The organism is Streptomyces sp. C10-9-1, from assembly GCF_024497955.1.
GTDB classification, from domain to species: domain Bacteria; phylum Actinomycetota; class Actinomycetes; order Streptomycetales; family Streptomycetaceae; genus Streptomyces; species Streptomyces sanyensis.
Genome location: NZ_JANHKP010000012.1, coordinates 231354 through 244957, shown reverse-complemented (window position 1 = coordinate 244957; position 13604 = coordinate 231354). Strand labels below are relative to the sequence as shown.

14 protein-coding genes are annotated in these 13604 nt (G+C 72.7%); 9 read left to right on the top strand and 5 right to left on the bottom strand.

Translation table 11 applies throughout. From position 1 onward, the window contains the following. The 3 genes from NPS70_RS19340 to NPS70_RS19330 form a co-directional block, all read right to left on the bottom strand. On the bottom strand, window positions 1-515 hold a 515-nt coding region (locus NPS70_RS19340; RefSeq protein ID WP_256525561.1), incomplete at its 3' end, for a hypothetical protein. 183 nt (window positions 516-698) lie between these two features. Further along, on the bottom strand, window positions 699-1541 hold the full coding sequence (locus NPS70_RS19335; protein WP_256525559.1) for a DUF4328 domain-containing protein: 843 nt from the start codon (window positions 1539-1541) through the stop codon (window positions 699-701). A gap of 183 nt (window positions 1542-1724) precedes the next feature. Further along, window positions 1725-3335, bottom strand: coding sequence for a glycoside hydrolase family 20 protein (locus NPS70_RS19330; RefSeq protein ID WP_256525558.1), 1611 nt, complete (start codon window positions 3333-3335; stop codon window positions 1725-1727). A gap of 314 nt (window positions 3336-3649) precedes the next feature. Between NPS70_RS19330 and NPS70_RS19325 the strand changes: the two genes are divergently transcribed. From NPS70_RS19325 to NPS70_RS19300, 6 genes are all read left to right on the top strand, one after another. Continuing rightward, entirely contained in the window at window positions 3650-4207 is a 558-nt protein-coding gene (locus NPS70_RS19325; protein WP_374212028.1) for a 2-oxo-4-hydroxy-4-carboxy-5-ureidoimidazoline decarboxylase, read from the top strand. A 167-nt stretch (window positions 4208-4374) separates the two neighbouring features. Next, window positions 4375-4755 (top strand): succinate dehydrogenase, cytochrome b556 subunit, encoded by a 381-nt coding sequence (gene sdhC, locus NPS70_RS19320; protein WP_256525557.1) that lies wholly within the window; start codon window positions 4375-4377, stop codon window positions 4753-4755. An 8-nt stretch (window positions 4756-4763) separates the two neighbouring features. Next, window positions 4764-5249, top strand: coding sequence for a succinate dehydrogenase hydrophobic membrane anchor subunit (locus NPS70_RS19315; protein WP_256525556.1), 486 nt, complete (start codon window positions 4764-4766; stop codon window positions 5247-5249). 25 nt (window positions 5250-5274) lie between these two features. Continuing rightward, window positions 5275-7029, top strand: coding sequence for a succinate dehydrogenase flavoprotein subunit (gene sdhA, locus NPS70_RS19310; RefSeq protein WP_256525555.1), 1755 nt, complete (start codon window positions 5275-5277; stop codon window positions 7027-7029). Continuing rightward, window positions 7029-7787, top strand: a complete 759-nt coding sequence (locus tag NPS70_RS19305; RefSeq protein WP_256525554.1) for a succinate dehydrogenase iron-sulfur subunit — start codon at window positions 7029-7031, stop codon at window positions 7785-7787. The genes sdhA and NPS70_RS19305 overlap by 1 nt, the downstream gene beginning before the upstream one ends. A 167-nt stretch (window positions 7788-7954) precedes the next feature. After that, window positions 7955-8527 carry a hypothetical protein gene (locus NPS70_RS19300; RefSeq protein ID WP_256525553.1) on the top strand — a complete coding sequence of 191 codons (573 nt, stop codon included), beginning with the start codon at window positions 7955-7957 and terminating at the stop codon, window positions 8525-8527. Window positions 8528-8593: 66 nt separating this feature from the next. Here the strand turns inward: NPS70_RS19300 and NPS70_RS19295 are convergent, their stop codons facing one another. Then, the gene (locus tag NPS70_RS19295; protein ID WP_256525552.1) at window positions 8594-9760 is read right to left on the bottom strand and encodes a hypothetical protein; all 1167 of its coding nucleotides are present in this window, start codon (window positions 9758-9760) and stop codon (window positions 8594-8596) included. A gap of 298 nt (window positions 9761-10058) precedes the next feature. Here NPS70_RS19295 and NPS70_RS19290 point away from each other — a divergent pair, with 298 nt between their 5' ends. The 3 genes from NPS70_RS19290 (at window position 10059) to NPS70_RS19280 (ending at window position 11970) form a co-directional block, all read left to right on the top strand. Beyond that, window positions 10059-10508: a hypothetical protein gene (locus tag NPS70_RS19290; protein WP_256525551.1), complete on the top strand. Its 450-nt coding sequence runs from the start codon at window positions 10059-10061 to the stop codon at window positions 10506-10508. Window positions 10509-10510: 2 nt separating this feature from the next. Then, entirely contained in the window at window positions 10511-10954 is a 444-nt protein-coding gene (locus NPS70_RS19285; RefSeq protein WP_256525550.1) for a thiol-disulfide oxidoreductase DCC family protein, read from the top strand. Between the two features lie 242 nt (window positions 10955-11196). Next, window positions 11197-11970 (top strand): TetR/AcrR family transcriptional regulator, encoded by a 774-nt coding sequence (locus NPS70_RS19280; protein ID WP_256525572.1) that lies wholly within the window; start codon window positions 11197-11199, stop codon window positions 11968-11970. Between the two features lie 284 nt (window positions 11971-12254). Here the strand turns inward: NPS70_RS19280 and NPS70_RS19275 are convergent, their stop codons facing one another. Further along, window positions 12255-13601: a metallophosphoesterase gene (locus tag NPS70_RS19275; RefSeq protein ID WP_256525549.1), complete on the bottom strand. Its 1347-nt coding sequence runs from the start codon at window positions 13599-13601 to the stop codon at window positions 12255-12257. Between the last annotated feature and the right edge of the window lie 3 nt (window positions 13602-13604).

Sequence of the window (13604 nt, the reverse complement as noted above, 5' to 3'; positions counted from 1 at the left end):
GCCCCGGCCGCGCGGGCCTTCCGCGACAGTGCGGCCCGCAGGACGCGGCGCCCCTCCGTGGAGAGGTCGAGGGCGACCCGCGGCCCCATGCCGCCCTCGTCGCGGGCGAGGGCGTCGAGGGTCTGGGTCTGGCGCAGGCGCTCGCCGTCCACGAGCGGCCCGCCGTCGCCGAGCGGGTCCGCCGCGCGGTGGACGTCGACGGCCAGACCGGCGCAGAGGGCGGCCCAGGCCGCCAGGGACTCGGAGGCCCAGTCGTCCGGGATGCCGTCCAGCATCCGGCGGACCGGAGCGGCGGACGCGTCGCCGGGGCCCGGCTCGCCGATCGCGGCGCGCACCTCGGCAAGGCGCTCCGCCCAGGTGCCACCCCCGGCGGCAGCGGCGGCCCACAGCGGACGGAGCGCGTCCGCGTCGTCCACCAGGACCGGGAGGCAGCGTTCCAGGCAGGCGAGGCCGCTGACCGCCAGCGTCCGCTCGTCCGCCGTGGCGGTCAGTTCCGACAGGCTGCTCGACGTCATGCGGACGCCTCCCCTCGCGGACGGGGGCACGACTCTCCCCCGCCAGGCAGATGGCTCAAAAACGCATCAGCCGCTGGCTGAAAGTTCGCCCTGACCCTACGGGAGTGCGGTGGGGTTCCGCCATACCTCCGTGTCACCTTCTCACCACGGAGCGCCGCAGCCGCGGCGCTCCGTGGTGCGGTTTCACACCGTCCGGGGCGCCTGGGACAGCGCCAGGGCCTTGGTGTGCTGCATGTGGGTCAGCCTGCGGACGAACAGGATGGCGAGCACGGCGGCGACGATGTTCGTGACATCGGCGGCCACCAGGAAGTCGGCGGCCGAGACGATCTCGCCGGGCGTCTCCGCACGGTCGTACAGCCGACCGGCGACGCGGCCGAGGCAGATCGTGATCAGCCACGCCGTCCACCAGGCGTTGACCAGCGTGATGGGCTCCTGCCGGGAGTGGGCGAGGTGGTCGGCCCGGCTGGCGGTCCAGGTCTCGACGGCGACGCGCCGGGGGATCCACAGGTTGCCGATCGGGATGAACCACGAGCCGATGGCCATGCCCGTGCCGTTGGTGAACCAGTCCGTGGCGAAGACACCCGCGTTGCAGCGCACCCGGTGGAACCAGATGATGAAGACCACCATCGTCGCCAGCACCAGGGCCATGCCGGCGAACGAGGTCACGGCCATCATCGCGTCGGCGAAGTCCGCGTCCCTCTCGGAGACGGCGACGAAGCCGTCGTCGGCGAAGCCGCCGTCGAGCACCCCGGTCATCAGGCGGCGCATGTTGAACGTGGCCGTGATGGACGCGACGTCGGCCACCGCCACGAGGAGCAGCAGGATCATCGCCGCCCGCCCCAGCCCCACCGGGGAGCGGAGCACGCCCGACCCGACCACGCCGGGCGGCGGCGCGGGGGTGGGCGTGAGCGTGGTGACCGGGGCCGCCGGGGCGGCGGGTGCCGCGGCGGCGTTCTGGCCCGTGCACGCGGGGCAGGGCGCCCCTGCGGACGTGGTGGATCTGTGCTCGCACTGGGAACACGGCATGACGAACGAACCCCCCTGGATTCATGGAGACGGAGAAGGGGCGCCACTCCCCCGTGGCGCCGCGGGAAACGCGAGTGGACGGCTCCGCGCACCGGGGGCGGGCCGCCGCCCGGGGACCCTACGTGGGCGGCGGCACCGGCGTCCAGCACCTTTGTGCTGGTCAGCGGGGTGCGCGAAGGGGATTCACCCGGTAGTGGCCCGATCCGCGAGGGATTCGAACTGCGCCCAGGTGAGCGACGGTTCATCCGCATCCCACAGCTTCTGGGAGACCGCCTGGAGCGGGCGGCGGATGCCCTCCGCGACCTGCTCGGGCGTCTGGGAGTTCGCGAGGTCGCACCAGACGGCGAAGCGTCCGCCGAGGATCTGGTCGGAGTACTCCTCCGCCACGGGCTCGGAACCGCGCAGCACCAGCGGGGTCCACTCCTCGTAGATGCGCTCGCCCGTCGGGTAGACGAACTCGTTGGGCTCGCCGAGGACGTAGTAGAGGTACTCGTCGTTGAGGTTGACCATCTTCCGGCCCTCGGCCAGGTACCCGGCAGGCTCGCGGGCGCCGATCTCCTTGCCGGTCCAGTACTCGACCTCGATGTCCTGGTCGGCGCCGACCACTCCCCCGGCGAAGAAGCCGTCGTTCCACGCCTTCGGGATCTGGCCGGCCCCGCGGACCACGGCGGCCCGGTCGTTCAGCCAGCCCTCGGCGAGGTCCTGGACCCCCGCCCCGGCGCCGTAGCGCTCGCGGGCGGCCGTCGCCAGCTGCGGGTAGGAGGCCGCGGGGTCGCGCACCGTCAGTGCCTGGTACTCGTCGGCGCCCACGTGGAACCAGCGCGCGCCGAACAGGGCGGTGTACTCGCGCAGCAGGTCGTCCACGATCTCGGCGGACTGGGGCTGGGAGATGTCGATGGCGCCCTGGCGGGGGACGCCCTGGACGCTGCGGAGCTGGAGCTGCGGATGGGCGCGCAGCACCGCGCCGAGGTGGCCGGGCGAGTCGATCTCACCGAAGACGGAGATGTGCAGGCTCCTGCCGAGCGCGACGATCCTTCGGACCTCGGCCTTGGTCAGGTGCGGGTCGGAGACCACCTCGGGGTGGGTGTCCGACTGGATGCGGAAGGCCTGGTCGTCGGAGAAGTGCAGACCGAGCTGGTTGAGCTTGAGGTCGGCCATCTCGCGCATCCGGGCCTCGATCCACTCGGCCGTGAAGTGCTTGCGCGCGATGTCGAGGTTCAGGCCGCGCTGGGCGCGGTCGGGGCGGTCGGTCACCACACCCTCCGGCACGGCTCCGCCGGTGCGCAGCGCCTGCTTCAGGGTGCGGGTGCCGTAGAAGACGCCGGCCTCGTCGGGCCCGGTGATCACCACGCGGTCGCCGCGGGCGGCGAGGGTGTAGGACTCGGCCGGCCCGTCCCCGGCGAGGGCGAGCCGCACGTCCCCGGCGCGGGCCGGGACGGTCCCGCGGTAGTCGAGATCCAGCTCCCGTGCCAGCAGCCGGGCCTCGTCGGCGAGCCCCTCGCTGCCCTCGGCGATCACCACTCCGCTCTCGGGGCCCGGCTTCCAGCCGGGGCCGCGGGCCGCCTGGTGCCGCTGGACCGCGGGCACGGTGTCGGGCGCCTCGGAGAGGGGGTAGCTGCGGGTGGGGCTGGGCGACGGGGAGGGGGAGGTGGTCGCGGGCTCGTCGGGCGCCGCCGCTCCGGGGTCCCCGTCGGCGACGGAGCAGCCCGCCAGGGTGAGGGAGAAGACGGCGAGCAGCGCGGCCGTCGCGCCTGCGGCACGAGAGCGACCGGTTATCCGGGGGCCCCATATCATGCGCTTACCTCCATATACGGCGATCGTCGCAAACGACACCCCCCATCAGCGTCCACCCCTCGCGTCCATATGAGGATCCCAAACTCTCCCGTCCGGGTGAAATTCGCGCACGCTTCGCACAGCTTTCGACATAGATCGATAGCGTTGCGGCTCATCCTCACCTCCCTCCCCAGCCGTCCCGCCTCACTTCCCAGCCGTCCCGCTGGTTCTCCGAGGAGCTCCCGCTGTCCAGCGACACTCCCGCCGCCCTGCCGCAGCGAGGGCCGGCCGTCAGGCCCCCGGCCGCAGCACCCGCAGGCAGCGCCACCGGCGCCATACCGTCCGCACGCCCCGCCGCACCGGGCCCGACCGGCAGGGGCACGAGCGGCCGGGCTCCGGGCGCCCCGGGCCTGGCCGCCTTCAACGCCTCCCCGACCCCCCGGGCCGAGGCGCTGCTCCTCGGCTGCTGCGGCAGCCACCGCTGGGCGCGGCGGGTGGCCGCCCACCGCCCCTACCCGGACCTGGGCTCCCTGCTGGCCGCGTGCGACGAGGCGGCCTACGACCTGGCGCCCGCCGACGTCCACGAGGCGCTCGCCCTGGAGTCCGCGGCCGGACCCGCCCCGGACGCGCCGCCCGCCGCGCGCACCGCGCTGGCAGCCGCCCACGCCGCCTACGAGAGCAGGTTCGGACACGCGTTCGTCATCTGCCTCGACGGCCACCGTCCGGACGAGTACCTGGACCAGGTCCTCGTCGGCATCCGGCGCCGCCTCGCGCACGAGCCGGACGAGGAGCGCTCCGTCGCCGCCGACGAACTGCGCGCCCTGGCCCGGTCCCGGGTGGTGCGGGCGCTGGCGCCCGGGCCCGGGAAGGGCCGTCCCGGGCGTCCGGTGTAGCCCGTACGAGGCTGATTGATTGCCTGTTTGATCACACCGGTGCACCCCGGGCGAACGAACCGACAACACGTCGCTACGATGTCCAGGGCCGGTGGACCGTACCCGGCCGGGCCCGACCGACATCCCAAGCCGGCAGGCCCCAGTCCCCGCTCCCGGAGGGTTCATCCGTGCCGGCTGGAACGCTGTACCGCGGCCGGGAAGGAATGTGGTCCTGGGTGGCTCACCGAGTCACCGGCGTCCTCATCTTCTTCTTCCTGTTCGTACACGTGCTTGACACCGCTCTCGTCCGTGTCTCTCCCGAGGCGTACGACCAGGTCGTCGCCACCTACAAGACGCCGATCGTCGCGCTGCTCGAATACGGCCTCGTCGCCGCGATCCTGTTCCACGCGCTGAACGGTCTTCGCGTCATCGCCGTGGACTTCTGGTCCAAGGGCCCGCGCTACCAGAAGCAGATGCTGTGGACCGTCATGGGCATCTGGGTCGTCCTGATGGCGGGCGCCCTGTACCCCGTGCTCGGCCACGCCGCTCGTGAACTGTTCGGGAGCTGAGGCGAGAGATGTCCACTGACACGACTTCCGCAATCGGCCAGGTCGAGGGCGAGGGCGCGACCCGCCACTACGACGTCGACAACCCGGCCCCGTACATCGAGGCGCCGCGCAAGCGCACCGGGAAGACCCCGAAGTCGACCCGCGGCAACTTCGAGATGGCCGCGTGGCTCTTCATGCGCCTCTCGGGCGTGGTCCTCGTCGTCCTGGTCATCGGCCACCTGCTGATCCAGCTGGTGCTGGACGGCGGCGTCTCCAAGATCGGCTTCGCCTTCGTGGCCGGCCGCTGGGCGTCCCCGTTCTGGCAGACCTGGGACCTGCTGATGCTGTGGCTCGCCATGCTGCACGGCGCCAACGGCCTCCGCACGGTCATCAACGACTACGCGGAGCGGCCGAACACGCGCCTGTGGCTCAAGGGCCTGCTGTACACCGCCACGGTGTTCACCATCCTTCTGGGCACGCTGGTGATCTTCACCTTCGACCCGAACATCCGCTAGGCACGGGGCTGAGGTAATCCACGTCATGAAGATCCACAAGTACGACACCGTCATCGTCGGCGCCGGCGGCGCCGGCATGCGCGCCGCCATCGAGGCGACGAAGCGCAGCCGGACCGCGGTCCTGACGAAGCTCTACCCCACCCGCTCCCACACGGGCGCCGCGCAGGGCGGCATGGCCGCCGCGCTGGCGAACGTGGAGGAGGACAACTGGGAGTGGCACACCTTCGACACGGTCAAGGGCGGTGACTACCTGGTCGACCAGGACGCCGCCGAGATCCTGGCGAAGGAGGCCATCGACGCCGTCCTCGACCTGGAGAAGATGGGCCTGCCGTTCAACCGGACGCCGGACGGCACCATCGACCAGCGCCGCTTCGGCGGCCACTCCCGCAACCACGGCGAGGCACCGGTCCGCCGGTCCTGCTACGCCGCGGACCGCACCGGCCACATGATCCTCCAGACGCTGTACCAGAACTGCGTCAAGGAGGGCGTGGAGTTCTTCAACGAGTTCTACGTCCTGGACCAGCTGATCACCGAGGTCGACGGCGTCCGGAAGTCCGCCGGCGTGGTCGCCTACGACCTGGCCACCGGCGAGCTCCACATCTTCCAGGCGAAGGCCGTCATCTACGCCTCCGGCGGCAACGGCAAGTTCTTCAAGGTGACCTCCAACGCGCACACCCTCACCGGTGACGGCCAGGCGGCCTGCTACCGGCGCGGCCTGCCGCTGGAGGACATGGAGTTCTTCCAGTTCCACCCGACGGGCATCTGGCGCATGGGCATCCTGCTGACGGAGGGCGCCCGCGGTGAGGGCGGCATCCTCCGCAACAAGGACGGCGAGCGCTTCATGGAGAAGTACGCCCCCGTCATGAAGGACCTCGCCTCCCGGGACGTCGTCTCCCGCTCCATCTACACGGAGATCCGCGAGGGCCGCGGCTGCGGCCCCGAGGGCGACCACGTCTACCTGGACCTCACCCACCTGCCGCCGGAGCAGCTGGACGCCAAGCTCCCGGACATCACCGAGTTCGCGCGGACCTACCTCGGCATCGAGCCCTACACGGACCCGATCCCGATCCAGCCCACCGCGCACTACGCCATGGGCGGCATCCCGACCAACGTCGAGGGCGAGGTGCTCGCGGACAACACCACCGTCGTCCCCGGCCTCTACGCCGCCGGCGAGGTCGCCTGCGTGTCGGTCCACGGTGCCAACCGCCTGGGCACCAACTCGCTGCTGGACATCAACGTCTTCGGCCGCCGGGCCGGCATCGCGGCCGCCGAGTACGCCGCGAAGGCCGACTTCGTCGAGCTGCCCGAGAACCCGGCCTCCCTGGTCGAGGAGATGGTCGAGCAGCTGCGCAGCTCCACCGGCAGCGAGCGCGTGGCGGAGATCCGCCGCGAGCTGCAGGAGACGATGGACGCCAACGTGATGGTGTTCCGCACCGAGCAGACGATCAAGACCGCGGTCGAGAAGATCGCCGAGCTGCGCGAGCGGTACAAGAACGTGTCCGTCCAGGACAAGGGCAAGCGGTTCAACACGGACCTGCTGGAGGCCGTCGAGCTGGGCAACCTGCTCGACCTGGCCGAGGTCATGGCCGTCTCCGCCCTGGCCCGCAAGGAGTCCCGCGGCGGCCACTACCGCGAGGACTACCCGAACCGCGACGACGTCAACTTCATGCGCCACACCATGGCGTACCGCGAGGTCGGCGAAGACGGCTCCGAGACCGTCCGTCTCGACTACAAGCCGGTCGTCCAGACCCGCTACCAGCCGATGGAGCGTAAGTACTGATGGCTACCCCCGTACTGGACAAGACCGAGGAGACCTCGGGCGCCTCCCCGTACATCACCGTCACCTTCCGGATCCGCCGCTTCAACCCCGAGGTGTCGGAGCACGCGGTCTGGGAGGACTTCCAGCTGGAGATCGACCCCAAGGAGCGGGTGCTCGACGGGCTCCACAAGATCAAGTGGGACCAGGACGGCACCCTCACCTTCCGCCGCTCCTGCGCCCACGGCATCTGCGGCTCCGACGCGATGCGGATCAACGGCAAGAACAGGCTCGCCTGCAAGACGCTGATCAAGGACATCAACCCGGAGAAGCCGATCACGATCGAGGCCATCAAGGGCCTGACGGTCCTCAAGGACCTGATCGTGGACATGGAGCCGTTCTTCCAGGCGTACCGGGACGTCATGCCGTTCCTGGTGACCAAGGGGAACGAGCCCACCCGCGAGCGCCTGCAGTCCGCCGAGGACCGCGAGCGCTTCGACGACACCACCAAGTGCATCCTGTGCGCCGCGTGCACCTCCTCGTGCCCGGTGTTCTGGAACGACGGCCAGTACTTCGGCCCGGCGGCGATCGTCAACGCGCACCGCTTCATCTTCGACTCGCGCGACGAGGCGGGCGAGCAGCGCCTGGAGATCCTCAACGACAAGGACGGCGTGTGGCGCTGCCGCACGACCTTCAACTGCACGGACGCCTGCCCGCGCGGTATCGAGGTCACCAAGGCCATCCAGGAGGTCAAGCGGGCGCTGATCACGCGCCGCTTCTGACGGCTTCCCCCCGGCGCGCGCGGACGCGCCCGCGGGGCGCGAGGGCCCCGGCCCCACTCCTGTGGGACCGGGGCCCTCGCGTGTGCCACGGCACCGGACTTCACCGGGCGGGTGCGGAACTGGCAGGATCAGGGGACCGTCTGACAGGCAGGGAAGCGGGGAGAACAATGACCGAGGCGAATCCGTACCGCGAAGGGGAGCCGGAGTACAACTGGGGCCCGTCCCAGCCGCCCGGCGCGCCCGGGTACGGCTATCCGGGACCGGCGTCGGGACCGTACGGCTACCCGCAGAACCCGACCCTCGCCGACGGCTCCACCCCGCCCTACGCCATGACGCAGCCCGGGGGCGTGGCGCTGCCGTCCCACCCGGGCGGGGCCCCGGTGCCGGCGGGAGGTCAGCCGCTGGTGTCCATCGGGGACATCACGGTGCTCCCCGACGGGATCGTCACCCCGGCGGGCACGCTGCCGCTGAAGGGTGCGGTGTGGAACGCGACGGACATGTCGCGCACCGAGGAGAAGATCCCCACCCACGCCATCGTGCTCGCCGTCGTGTTCTTCGTCTTCTGCCTCCTGGGGCTGCTGTTCCTGCTGATGAAGGAGAAGACGACGACCGGGTTCGTCCAGGTCACCGTCACCAGCGGCGGCAAGCACCACTCGACGATGATCCCGGCCACCGGCCCGCACACGTTCCAGCAGGTGATGGGGCAGGTCAACTACGCGCGGTCGGTCAGCAGCATGTAGGTGCGGGGCCGGACGGCCGGCCCCGCACGCGCCCGAGCGGACCGGGTCGGCCCGCAGCGGACCGGATCAGCCCGCGAGGCTGAACTCGCCGCCTCCGGCGATCAGCGACACGCTGCTGAGGCTGTTCACCGGCTCGGTGAGGGCGGTGCGGTTGGCGGTGGCGCCGTCGCCGATCTGCCCGTTGTTGTTGTAGCCGACGGCCCGGACGCGACCCTCCCGGTCGAGGACCAGCGTGTGGTAGCCGCCCGCGGAGACGGCCCGGATCTGCTCGGCACCGTCCAGGACGATGGGCGCGGGGCGGTTGGTGGTGGTGCCGTCGCCCATCTGCCCCTGGGCGTTGTACCCCCAGGCCACGACGGTGCCGTTGGCGAGGCGCGCGACGCTGTGGTGGACACCGGCGCTGATGTCGCGGGCGGTGCCGATCCCGTCGGCCTGGACCGGGGTGAGGCGCTGTGCGGTGGCGTTGTCCCCGATCTGCCCCTCCGATCCGCGGCCCCAGGCCCATACCGTGCCGTCGGCCCGCCGGGCGAGGCTGTGGTTGTTCCCCGCGGCCACGCTGCGGACGTTGTCCAGGCCGCTCACGGTCACCGGGGTGGTGCGGGTGGCGGTGGAGCCGTCCCCGAGCTGGCCGTTGCCGTTGAGTCCCCAGGCCCTGACGGTGCCGTCGGCGAGCACGGCCAGGCTGTGCGCGCCGCCCGCGGCGATGGCCTCGACGTTGGTCAGCCCCGAGACGACGACCGGGACGGTGCGGGTCGCGGTGGTGTTGTCCCCGAGCTGCCCGGAGCTGTTGAGGCCCCAGGCCCGTACGGTGCCGTCCGCGAGCAGCGCCAGGCTGTGGTTGCTGCCCGCGGCCACGGCCACCACCCCGCGGAGCCCGGCGACCGTGGACGCCTGGTCCTGGGCGGCGGTGCTGCCGATGCCGAGCTGCCCTTCGCCGTTGCGCCCCCAGCTCTCCACCGTGCCGTTGGAGAGCAGCGCCAGGCTGTGGTGGTAGCCGGCGGCGAGGGCCTCGACGCTGCCCCCGGTCACCCCGGGGACGGTCACGGGCTTGTACTTGGAGGTGGTGAGGGTGCCGCCGAGCTGGTAGTTGGCGTTGGCACCCCATCCCTTGACCCGGCCTTCCTGGGCGGCTGCGGAGGTCACGGGAGCGGCCCAGGCGGCGGCGGCCGTCACCAGCGACAGCAGGCCCGCGAGGGCGGCTCTGCGAGGGCGGGCGGCGAGTTTCAGGTTCACGGCGTTCCTTCGTGTGGGGGCGCGGGCGGGCGCCGGGGGCGCCGCCCGGACCGGAGAAGATGATCAAGGGCAGCTCTGCCCCGGAGACCGGGCGCCTCCCGCGCATCACCCCATTCCGGGGGCATATTCACCGCTTCGGGCGGGCGCACCCGCCCCACCGCCGCCACGCGCCCCCCGCACGGAGCACACGGCCCCCACCCCCGCCCCGCAACCGGCGAACCCTCGGCTTGAACATGTTCAAAAGGAGGTCTAGAGTCGTCACCGCCAGCTTTTGAACAGGTTCAAGGGAGGGTGGGGGATGGACCTCACTGTCATCGCGTACGTCGTCTACCTGCTGATCAGCGGGGCGCTCACCGTCTGGGTGGCGCAGACCCTCAGCAGGAACGGGAAGATCTTCCTCGCCGACGTGCTGAAGGGGAACGAGAAGCTCGCCGATGCCGTCAACCATCTGCTCGTCGTGGGCTTCTACCTGGTGAACCTCGGTTTCGTGGCCCTCTACCTCAAGGCCGCCGAGGCCGTCGCCGACGCCCGGGGGCTGTTCGAGGCGCTGTCGGTGAAGATCGGTGTGGTGCTGCTGGTCCTCGGCGTGATGCACCTCGGCAACGTCTACGTCCTCAACAGGATCCGGCGCCGGGGCGTCATGGAGCGCGAGCAGACGCCGCCGGTCGGCCCCCAGGGGTGGACCAGGCAGTCGGACGCCGCCCCCGCCCCCTGGAACCCGCCCGCCGCCGGCACCGCGCAGGTGTGACCATGCTGAGCACACCGGTGTCGGGGCTCACGATCCTCTACGACGCGGACTGCGGGCTCTGCGTCCACCTCAGGAACTGGCTGCTGCGGCAGCCGCAGCTCACCCCGCTGCGGGCGGTGGCCGCCGGTTCCGCCGCCGCACGGAGCCGCTTCCCGGAGCTGGACCACGCCCGCACCCTCCGCGAGATCACCGTCATCGGCGACCGCGGTCAGGTGTGGACGGGCCAGGCCGCCTGGGTCGTCTGCCTGTGGGCACTGGCCGGGCACCGGCCGCGCGCCCACTGGCTGGCCACCCCGGCCGGGGCGCCGTTCGTCCGCGCCACGATGCTCGCCGCGGCGAAGTACCGCGCGGCCCGGGGGCCGGGCACCGCGGGCGGCCCGACGCCGTCCGCAGCCGCACCGGAGAGCACCGCTCCCTGTGGCGAGCAGTGCGCCGCACCCGGTTAGGCTCGGTGCCCGTGAGCAACGCGAAGTCCCCCGGCACCCCGACCACCCCCGGCACCCCGGCGTCCGCCGGCGCCGGGGCCTCTCCCGGCACCGCGGCGGCGGGGGGCGCCGCGGCGCCGGGGAAGCCCAAGGCGTCCGGGGGCGCCGCGGCGTCCGGGAGCCCTGCGGCGTCCGGGGACTCCGCGGCCAAGGCGCCCGCGTCCGGCGAGGCCCGGACCCCGAAGAGCGAGCAGACCCGGACCCTGATCCTGGAGACCGCCCTGCGGCTCTTCCAGGAGCGCGGCTACGACAAGACCACGATGCGGGCCATCGCCAAGGAGGCCGGGGTCTCCGTCGGGAACGCCTACTACTACTTCGCCTCCAAGGAACACCTCGTCCAGGGCTTCTACGACCGGATCGCCGAGGAGCACCGCGTCGCGGTCCGGCCCGTGCTGGAAGCGGAGAAGGACTTCGAGGCGCGGATGGCCGGGGTGCTCACCGCCTGGCTCGACATCGCCGCGCCCTACCACGAGTTCGCCGCGCAGTTCTTCAAGAACGCCGCCGACCCGGAGAGCCCGCTGAGCCCCTTCTCCCCCGAGTCCGAGCATGCCCGCGAGGCGGCCATCGCGATCCACCGGGAGGTGCTCGCCGGATCGAAGGCGAAGGTGGCCGAGGAACTGCGGGACATCCTGCCCGAGTTGATGTGGCTCTCGCAGATGGGCCTGGTCCTGTACTGGGTGTTCGACCGCTCCGAGGGCAGCGAGCGCAGCCGCCGCCTCGCCGTACGGGGCGCCCGCCTCACCGGGCGCGGCGTGGCGCTGGCCCGCTTCCGGGTGCTGCGGCCGCTGGTACGCGAAGTCCACGAGCTGTTCAGCGACTTCCTCCCCGGGATGGCCCAGGCGGCGGCCTCCCGCCGCACCGCGGGAGCGGGCGGCGGGACCGGGGCGGAGGCGAGGCGGGACGAACCGGGGGACGAGGGGCCCGGACCCGGGCGGGCCGGCGGCGAGAAGCCCTCCGGACCCTCGGCCCGCACCTGAGCGCCACGGCCTTGCCACTGCCGTTGCGTCCGATCAGCACCCTGAGGTCGTGCAGCGGCAGGCACTGGCCGGTGTAGCTCTTGAAGGAGGTCAGGCGTACCTCCTCAGGACGGGGGGGCGCCACCGGGGCACCTCGCTCAGGTCGGTCGGGGCGGTCCTCGCCCAGCTGAGCAGCAGTGCCGGTGCACCGTCCAACGCCGGCGGGTGACACGCCCCGACCGGCCGTGCAGCCCCGCGGAGCGGCGCGGCCGGGGCCCCGGCCGTGTGCCCCTGCCTCCCGGTGCTCAGGCCCGGCGGGAGGCGAGCTGGACGAGGGTGATGTCCGACTCGGCTCCGACCCGGACCGGCGGCCCCCAGGCGCCCGCGCCGCGGGTGACGTAGAGCTGGGTGTCGCCGTAGTGCTCCAGCCCGGCGACCGTCGGGTTGGCCAGCTCGGCGAGGTGGTTGCCGGGCCAGAGCTGCCCGCCGTGGGTGTGGCCGGAGAGCTGGAGGTCCACGCCGTGCTCCACGGCGTCGTGGATCACCACGGGCTGGTGGGCCAGCAGGACGGCGGCGCGGGCCCGGTCCCGGTCGCCCAGTGCCGCGGCGAAGTCCGGGCCCTGGCCGAAGGACTCGCCCGCGACGTCGTCCACGCCCGCGAGGTCGAAGCCGCCCGCGATCTCGACGCGTTCGTTGCGCAGCGGGCGCAGGCCCAGCTCGCGCACGTGGTCGACCCAGGCGTCGGCGCCGGAGAAGTACTCGTGGTTGCCGGTCACGAAGAACGAGCCGTGGCGGGCGCGGAGCTGCGTCAGCGGCTCGGCGGCCGGGCCGAGGTTCTCGACCGTGCCGTCGACCATGTCGCCGACGATCGCGACCAGGTCCGGCTGCGCCGCGTTGACGGCGTCCACGATGCGCTGGGTGTGGGCCCGGCCCAGGATCGGGCCGAGGTGGATGTCGCTGACGACCGCGATCCGGTAGCCGTGCGCGGCGCGCGGCAGTTTGGCCAGCGGCACGGTGACCCGCTTGACGCGGGGGCCGCGCAGCACGCCGTAGGTGCCGTGGCCGACGGTCCCGAGCGCGGCGGCCGCGGCGGCGCCGCCGACCACGCGGGAGACGAACAGGCGCCGCGAGGGTCCGGCGGGCGGGGCCGCGGGGGGCGGGGCGGTGTCCGGGCCCCCGGGGCCCGTCGCGGCGGGCGGGCCGGCCGGTGCCGGGGGCGCGGCGGGGGCGGGGGCCGCTCCGGCGCCCGCTCCGGCCCGAACGGCGGCGGCCCCCACGGCCGCCTCCGCGGGCGCGGCGGCCTCGGCGGCGGGCACGGACGCTCCGCGCCCGCGGCGGGCGAGGAACCGCATCAGCAGCGGGCGGACGACCTCGCCGACGAGCAGGGCCAGGATCACGTAGAGCAGGACCGGGAGCCAGAGGTAGCCGGGCCAGGCCAGGACCTGCTCCAGCCAGAAGGGCGCGTCGACGCGCCCGGCGGTGAACGCGCCGACGGTCAGCACCGGCAGCACCCAGATCGCCGCCGTGCCGAGGCGGCGGACCGCGCTGCGGGGAGCGGTGGTGTCGCGGACCAGGCGACGCCACACGTACCAGTGCGCTCCGGCGAACACGGCGACGACCAGAATGATCACGAGCACGGCGACAGCCACCATGGA

Bases quoted from the DNA above. Each gene is read 5' to 3' on its own strand.
- sdhA (WP_256525555.1), top strand. From the start codon at position 5,275: ATGAAGATCCACAAGTACGACACCGTCATCGTCGGCGCCGGCGGCGCC.
- NPS70_RS19285 (WP_256525550.1), top strand. From the start codon at position 10,511: ATGCTGAGCACACCGGTGTCGGGGCTCACGATCCTCTACGACGCGGAC.
- NPS70_RS19335 (WP_256525559.1), bottom strand. From the start codon at position 1,541: ATGCCGTGTTCCCAGTGCGAGCACAGATCCACCACGTCCGCAGGGGCG.
- NPS70_RS19300 (WP_256525553.1), top strand. From the start codon at position 7,955: ATGACCGAGGCGAATCCGTACCGCGAAGGGGAGCCGGAGTACAACTGG.
- NPS70_RS19330 (WP_256525558.1), bottom strand. From the start codon at position 3,335: ATGATATGGGGCCCCCGGATAACCGGTCGCTCTCGTGCCGCAGGCGCG.
- NPS70_RS19305 (WP_256525554.1), top strand. From the start codon at position 7,029: ATGGCTACCCCCGTACTGGACAAGACCGAGGAGACCTCGGGCGCCTCC.
- NPS70_RS19290 (WP_256525551.1), top strand. From the start codon at position 10,059: ATGGACCTCACTGTCATCGCGTACGTCGTCTACCTGCTGATCAGCGGG.
- NPS70_RS19275 (WP_256525549.1), bottom strand. From the start codon at position 13,601: ATGGTGGCTGTCGCCGTGCTCGTGATCATTCTGGTCGTCGCCGTGTTC.
- NPS70_RS19315 (WP_256525556.1), top strand. From the start codon at position 4,764: ATGTCCACTGACACGACTTCCGCAATCGGCCAGGTCGAGGGCGAGGGC.